General features: G+C 70.4%; 4 protein-coding genes and 1 pseudogene. All 5 read right to left on the reverse strand.

The genetic code is table 11. The features are described from left to right. Positions 1-1,332, reverse strand: a 1,332-nt coding sequence (locus ACQKIP_RS36505) for a glutamate synthase-related protein (RefSeq protein ID WP_427745127.1), incomplete at its 3' end; no start/stop codon positions are given. Between the two features lie 183 nt (positions 1,333-1,515). Then, complete coding sequence (locus ACQKIP_RS36510) at positions 1,516-3,297, reverse strand: ABC transporter ATP-binding protein (RefSeq protein ID WP_365866482.1); 1,782 nt, start codon at positions 3,295-3,297, stop codon at positions 1,516-1,518. Next, the gene (locus tag ACQKIP_RS36515) at positions 3,294-5,066 is read right to left on the reverse strand and encodes an ABC transporter ATP-binding protein (protein ID WP_365866484.1); all 1,773 of its coding nucleotides are present in this window, start codon (positions 5,064-5,066) and stop codon (positions 3,294-3,296) included. Before ACQKIP_RS36515 ends, ACQKIP_RS36510 begins: the two co-directional genes overlap by 4 nt. Further along, positions 5,063-6,265, reverse strand: coding sequence for an alpha/beta hydrolase (locus ACQKIP_RS36520; RefSeq protein WP_365866486.1), 1,203 nt, complete (start codon positions 6,263-6,265; stop codon positions 5,063-5,065). Before ACQKIP_RS36520 ends, ACQKIP_RS36515 begins: the two co-directional genes overlap by 4 nt. Further along, a pseudogene (locus ACQKIP_RS36525) lies at positions 6,258-6,453 on the reverse strand (ABC transporter ATP-binding protein); the annotation flags it as partial. The pseudogene ACQKIP_RS36525 and the gene ACQKIP_RS36520, both read right to left, overlap by 8 nt.

Genomic DNA, 6,453 nt, shown 5'->3' on the forward strand with positions numbered 1-6,453 from the left:
CTCCCTGCGCAGGGTGCGCAGGTACGTCGCGGCCCGGATGGCCTTCGAGGGTGCGTCGATGCCGCGCGTCAGCCACGGGTCCTGGGTGGCGATGCCGGTGGGGCATGCGTCGGTATGGCACTTCTGCGCCTGGATACAGCCGATGGACAGCATCGCCTCACGGCCCACGTTGACCATGTCGACGCCGAGGGCGAACGCGACGACGGCGTTCTCGGGCAGGCCGAGCTTGCCGGAGCCGATGAAGGTGATGTCGTCGGTCAGCCCGCGCTCGGCAAACACGCTGTAGACGCGGGAAAAGCCCATGCGGAACGGCAGGGACACCGAATCGGCGAAGATCAGGGGAGCAGCCCCGGTGCCGCCCTCGCCTCCGTCGACGGTCACGAAGTCGACCCCTCGATCCCCTCGCTCCATCAGGGTGGCGAGTTCCTCCCAGAAGCCCATTTCCCCGATGGCGCTCTTGATCCCGACGGGCAATCCGGTCTCCGTGGCGAGCAGTTCCACGAAGTCGAGCATCGAGTCCACGTCGTGGAACGCGGTGTGCCGCGACGGCGACGCGCAGTCCTTGCCCGCGGGGATGTCGCGGATCCCGGCGATCTCGTCGGTCACCTTCGCACCCGGCAGCATGCCGCCGAGCCCCGGCTTCGCACCCTGCGAGAGCTTGATCTCGATCGCCTTGACGGGCCCGCTCGCGACCACGGACTTGAGCTTGTCGAGGTTGAACGTCCCGTCCTCGTTGCGGCAGCCGAAGTACGACGTACCGATCTGGAGGACGAGTTCCCCACCATTGAGGTGGTAAGGCGACAGGCCGCCCTCGCCGGTGTTGTGCATCGTCCCGGCCAGCGCCGCGCCCTTGTTGAGCGCCGTGACGGCCGCGCCGGACAGCGAGCCGAAGCTCATCGCCGAGATGTTGACGACACTCGCCGGACGGAACGCCTTCGCGCGGCCTCGTGGTCCGCCGAGCACCTTGGCCGAGGGCAACGGCGCCTGTGCGTCGCGCAGATCGGGCAGCCGACCGGCGAACGTGCGCTGCTTCACGTACGCGTGACCCTGCACGTGCTCGACGTCGTTGTCGGTGCCGAACCCGAAGTAGTTGTTCTCCTCCTTCGCCGACGCGTAGATCCAGCTGCGCTGGTCACGGCTGAAGGGCCGTTCCTCGTCGTTGGACGTCACGACGTACTGCCGCAGCTCGGGGCCGATCTTCTCCAGCAAGTACCTGGCGTGCCCCACCACGGGGAAGTTCCTCAGCAGCGCGTGCTTCTTCTGCACCAGGTCGCGGGCGGCCACGAGCGCCAACGCCGTGGCGGCTGACGCACCTATGTTCCGAGCACGCATGAAAGACGTTCCTCTCCTCAACTGGCCAAACCTCACCACGACCGGCTACCCCACGCCACCGAAATCCCACGCGAGGGCGGCGACAGCTCTCGTCCTGGAGGAGGAGCTGCGCGCCCTGTGGCCGCACCGGAGCGCAGCGGTCTCCAGCATCCCGCGACGCCCGAAGACGGTCCGGCGCCGCCCTCACCTGCTCGTGCTGATGTGTTGCCCGGCCTGCCACACCGCCCACAGCCGGGCGTATGTGCCACCGGCGGTGAGGAGTTCGTCATGGGTGCCGGTCTCGATGACGCGGCCGGCGTCCATGACCACGATCCGGTCGCACGGAGCGGCTTGGGAGAGCCGGTGAGCGATCACGATGCCGGACCGGCCGGCAAGGACCGCCTCCGAGGCGCGGTCGAGCCGCTCGGCGTGGGCGGAGCCGGCCTCGGCGGTGGCTTCGTCGAGGATCGCCAGCTCGGGGTCGGCGAGGAGCAGGCGGGACAGGGCGAGCTGCTGCGCCTGTGCATCGGTGAGCGGATGTCCACCGGTGCCGACCGCCGTGTCGAGGGCATCCGCCGAGAGGTCCAGCAGATCGGCTGCGCCGGTGGTTTCGAGCGCGGCGCGGATGTCGCGGTCGGTGGCGTCGGGGGCGGCGAGTGTGAGGTTGTCTCGTAGTGTCCCGGCGAATACGTGTACTTCCTGGGAGATCACCGCAGTGCGGCGGGGACGGGTCACGGTCCCGTCGTCAGGCTGGTGAACGCCCGCGATCACGGAGGCGAGCGTGGTCTTCCCTGCCCCGGACGGGCCGACGATCGCGAGGTGCTGGCCGGCCGGGATGTCGAGGTCGATGCTGTCGAGTACGGGTGGGCCGTCGGCGTAGTGGAACGCGACTCCGCGGAGTTGGACGGCAGTGGCTGTCTCCGCCGCGTCTGCCAGGTCTGCCGGGTCTGCCGGCGTCGTCGACGCGCCGACCGGTTCCACCGTCGGGATCGTGACCACTCCGATCATGCGGCTCAGCGAGGCGAGGGCCGACTGGAGGGTATCGATGACGAACAGCAGCTGGTTGACCGGCCCCAGCAGGCGCAGCACGAGCAGCATGGCGGTGGTGGCACCCCCGACGGTGGAAAGCCCGTGGTCGACCAGGACGAATCCGACGACGAGCACGGCGGCCAGACTCAGGAATTCGCCGAGGTTGAGCCGAGCGTTGAGCATGCTCTGCACGGTGCGTGCCCGGATCGACTGCACCGCGACATCCCAGGAGTTCGTCAGCACGGCGCGATGACGGTGCCCGGCGAGGCCGAAGCCGAGCACGGTGGCGTAGCCGCGCTGGGACTCGATGATCTGCTGGGCGCGCGCACTCATCGCCGCGCGCTCGGCCCGGTACACGCGGGGCCCGATGCGCAAGTACCACCGCATGGCGAGCGCGTAGACGGGCAGTACGATGGCGAACGCGGCCGCATAGGGCCACTCCAGCGCCGCGAGCCCGGCCAGGGACACGACGATGGTGAACGCGGTGACGGTGAGCGCGGGGATCACCGCGGGGGCGGCGTCGGCGACGGCGGTGACGTCATCGCTGGAGCGGGATATGAGGTCCCCGGTACCGGCGCGCTCGACGCGGTGCTGCGGGAGCAGCATCGCGCGGCTCACCAGCCGTTCGCGCAACGCGGCGAGGACGGTGTGATAGATGCGGGTGGCGTGCGCGATCGTCACCGCGGTGCCTGCGGCACCGAGGACGGCCGAGAGCGCCATCACGCCCGTGACCGTCAGTACGGTGCCGAGATCCGCGGTGCCCGCCTGCACCCGGTCGACGAGGTGCCCGATCGCCACCGGCGGGATCAGGTCGACGGCGGTGCTGAGGATCCCAGTCAGGGCGACGGCGGTGAGGCGGAGCCGGCGTCCGCGGCTGAGCTGCCACACATTGCTGGCCGTTGCCCGGCCGTTCGCGACGGGCAGGGCGTGCCCGGTCGTAGCGGATGCGACGTTCATCCCACCGTCCTTGGGTGCAGGGGTGCGTCCCCTTTGCGCAGGGGTGTGTCCTCGGGCAGGTCGATGACGCGGTCGCAGCGTGCGAGCAGTACCGGGGATGAGGTGATCAGCAGCGTCGAGCGGCCAGCGCGGACGCCGGGCAGACGCTCCGCGATCGCGTGTTCGGTGACCGGGTCCACCGCCGTGGTCGGGTCGTGCAGCACGAGTATGGGGGCGTCGCTCGCGAGTGCGCGGGCGAGCGCAATCCTCTGGCGCTGGCCGCCGGAGAGGCGGTTGCCGTCCTCGCCGACCGGGAGGTCGAGGTCGGCGGCGAAGTCGTCGCACGCCGCGGCTCGCAGCGCGGCATCGATGAGCTCGGATGCGCCGGCACCGGAGCCGGCGGTGAGGTTGTCGCGGATCGTTCCGCTGAACAGCGTGGCCCGGTGCGGGGCGGCCGTAACCCGGCAGCGGTATTCCCGCGCGGTCAGCTCTCGTGCCGCAAACCCGTCCAGCCGCACCTCCATCTCACCGGAGGCGCGTGGGTCAAGGAGCGCCCACGCGATGCGGGCGGCGGTCCGGTCATCGGCGCGCACTCCCACGAGCTCGCCGGGGTCCACCCGGATCGTCGCAGCCGGCGCGGCCACCTCCAGTACGGGCAGCAGCGCGACCTCAGACCGTATCGCGTCGTCCTGTGCGGGAGGCTGACTGCCCGTGTCGCGCAGCACGTCGATGACGCGCGCGGACGCGGCGCGGGCCCCGGCGAGGTTGGGGATGGAGATGCTCGCGATCGACTGGATCTGCGGCAGCAGTGCCTGGGTGAGGCCGACGGCGGCGATCAACTCGCCGATGCTGAGGCGCCCGTCCACGGCGAACCAGCCCGCCAGCCCCATCACGGCGGCGACGAAGACGCCGCTGACTGCACCCGAGCCCACGAGGAACCTCCCCAGGAGCCCCGCGTTGCGCTGGGCTCCGGCGAGGGTCTCCTGGCTCGCCTGCCGATACCTCCTGGTTGCCTCGGCCTCGGCGCGTATCCCCTTGACCACCCGGTAGCCCGCGACCAGATCCGTGGCCCGCCCGACGGTGGAGGCCAAGAGCTGCTGGTAGGCGCGGGTGTCGCGGGAGAGCCGCTCGCTGAGCACGCCCATCAGCCACACCGCGGCAGGCGCTCCGAGCAGCACCACGAGCCCCAGCAGCCAGTGCGTCGCCAGCAGCGATACGGCGATGAACCCGATGGCAGCGATCCTCGAGACCGGCATGACCAGCAGGATCACCGCGTTGGCCAGGCGGGCGACGTCGCTGGTCATCACCGAGACGACGCTGCCGTCCGGCGCCCGGGCCGCGCCGCCGGCCGGATGCAGCACGGCGGTCGACAGGGTGCTGCGCAGCCGGTGCTGCAGCAGCTGCACCGCATACGAGGTCAGCCGGTTCGCCGACTTCGCCGCCACCGTCAGCGCGATGTACAGGGCCATCAGCACGCCCAGCCACAGGAGGAGCTGCGACGCGTCGCCCGTCGCGAGCGCCCGGTCGATGGCAACCCCCATGACCACGGGGACCGCCGACTCGCCCACTTGCCACACGACCGCGAGGAGCATCGCCGGGACGGTGACCCGCTTCACCGAGAAGATCGCGCGCAGCAGGAACCGCCCCGGTGTGATCCCCGCCCCGGCCTCGAACGCGGGAGCCTCGATTGGTTCGGGGGGCGCCTGCAGCAGCACGGGCAGCCGGCGGGTCAGCGGTCCTCGCCCCAGTCCTGCGGTGTCGGCGCCCAGGGGACGCGAGGAGTTGCTCACGCGTGGCTCCCGTCCCTGCTCTCGAGCGGGAAGCACCAGAGCAGGGCCTCGGCGAAGAGTCCCCGCCACCATGCGTAGTCGTGTCCGCCGGCGAATTCCCGGTAGCGGGTGTCGTAGCCCTTCGTGGTGAGCACGTGGTCCAGCCATCGGCTGTGGGTGAGCGAGCTCTCCAGCTCACCGACGTCGTGGAAGACGCGGACCGGCGCCATTTTTGCGGCGAGGTAGTCGGCGATCAGTGTCGGTACGGGGGTGCGCCGCAGCAGCTCGCCGGCTCCGGTGCCCCACGTGAGGTCGGGGTGGTACCCGCACGAGGGGGACTGGAGGATGGCGTTGCCAAAGGCACCGGGGTGATGCAGCACGGTCCAGCCGGCGCACAAGCCGCCGAAGCTCTCACCGGCCAGCGCCACGTCGGCGGGGTCGCGCGACAGCGGATAGCGGTGGTGGAGCCACGGCAGCAGTTCTTCGACCAGCATCCGGGAGAACGCCGGATCGCAGAGCAGCTCCTGGTCGCGCTGCGGTCCGAGTTGGTCGACGAGGACCACCGCACAGGGCCGGATCAGACCCGCCTCGACCAGAACGTCACGCACGCTGGGCGCGCTGTGATCCGCTGTCCCGTCCAGGTGGATCACGAAGGGCAGTGCGCTGTCGTCCGAGATCTCTCCAGGGGGCATCGAGACCCAGATGCGGCGTTCGGTTCCCAGCAACTGACTTACCGTCACGGCAAGGTCCATCGCCGGGGCCGGCCGTGCTTCGGCCTGGCCGAGCCAGGGCAGCGGCTCCGCGTCGGGCAGCACGGCCACCGAGGCACCGGAGAAGCGCTGCACCGCGCACTCCGAGAACCTCGGCGGCGGGTTGAACGGGTCGGGGACCTGCGCCCCCTCCCCCGTACCCGTCGGCCCGCGTCGCGTGAACACGTACGAGAAACGCAGGTCGGAACGCATCCGCAGGGTGAGCACACGAAACGGCGTCCCCTCCACCGCGGTGAACTCCGTGCCGACCGGGTTGAAGCCGATTCTGGGGCCGATCACCACCGAGAGAGTGACCGTCGAGTCGTCTGCGGGCTCGTCGACGAACGTCACCTCCACCTCGTCCACACCGACCCGCTCGACAAGCGGTGTACCTGACTCCTGGAGATGTCGTCGAAACCTCTCCGGACTCCACTCACCGATCGACAGTTTCTCGACAGACGGATCAGACATGTATCGCGCTCTCTGCATCGGTGTTGTCAGCAATCCTGTGCCGGGTTCGTTCGCGGCCGAGCGGCACGACCCGGGGGCCGCCGGCCACCGGATCGCGCGTCACCAGACAGCGCAGACCGAACACCTCCTCGACCAGCTCGGCCGTGACGACCTCGTGCGGAGTGCCCTCGGCGACCACGGCGCCGTCC

The organism is Streptomyces sp. NPDC059900 (genome assembly GCF_050270335.1).
Taxonomy (GTDB): domain Bacteria; phylum Actinomycetota; class Actinomycetes; order Streptomycetales; family Streptomycetaceae; genus Streptomyces.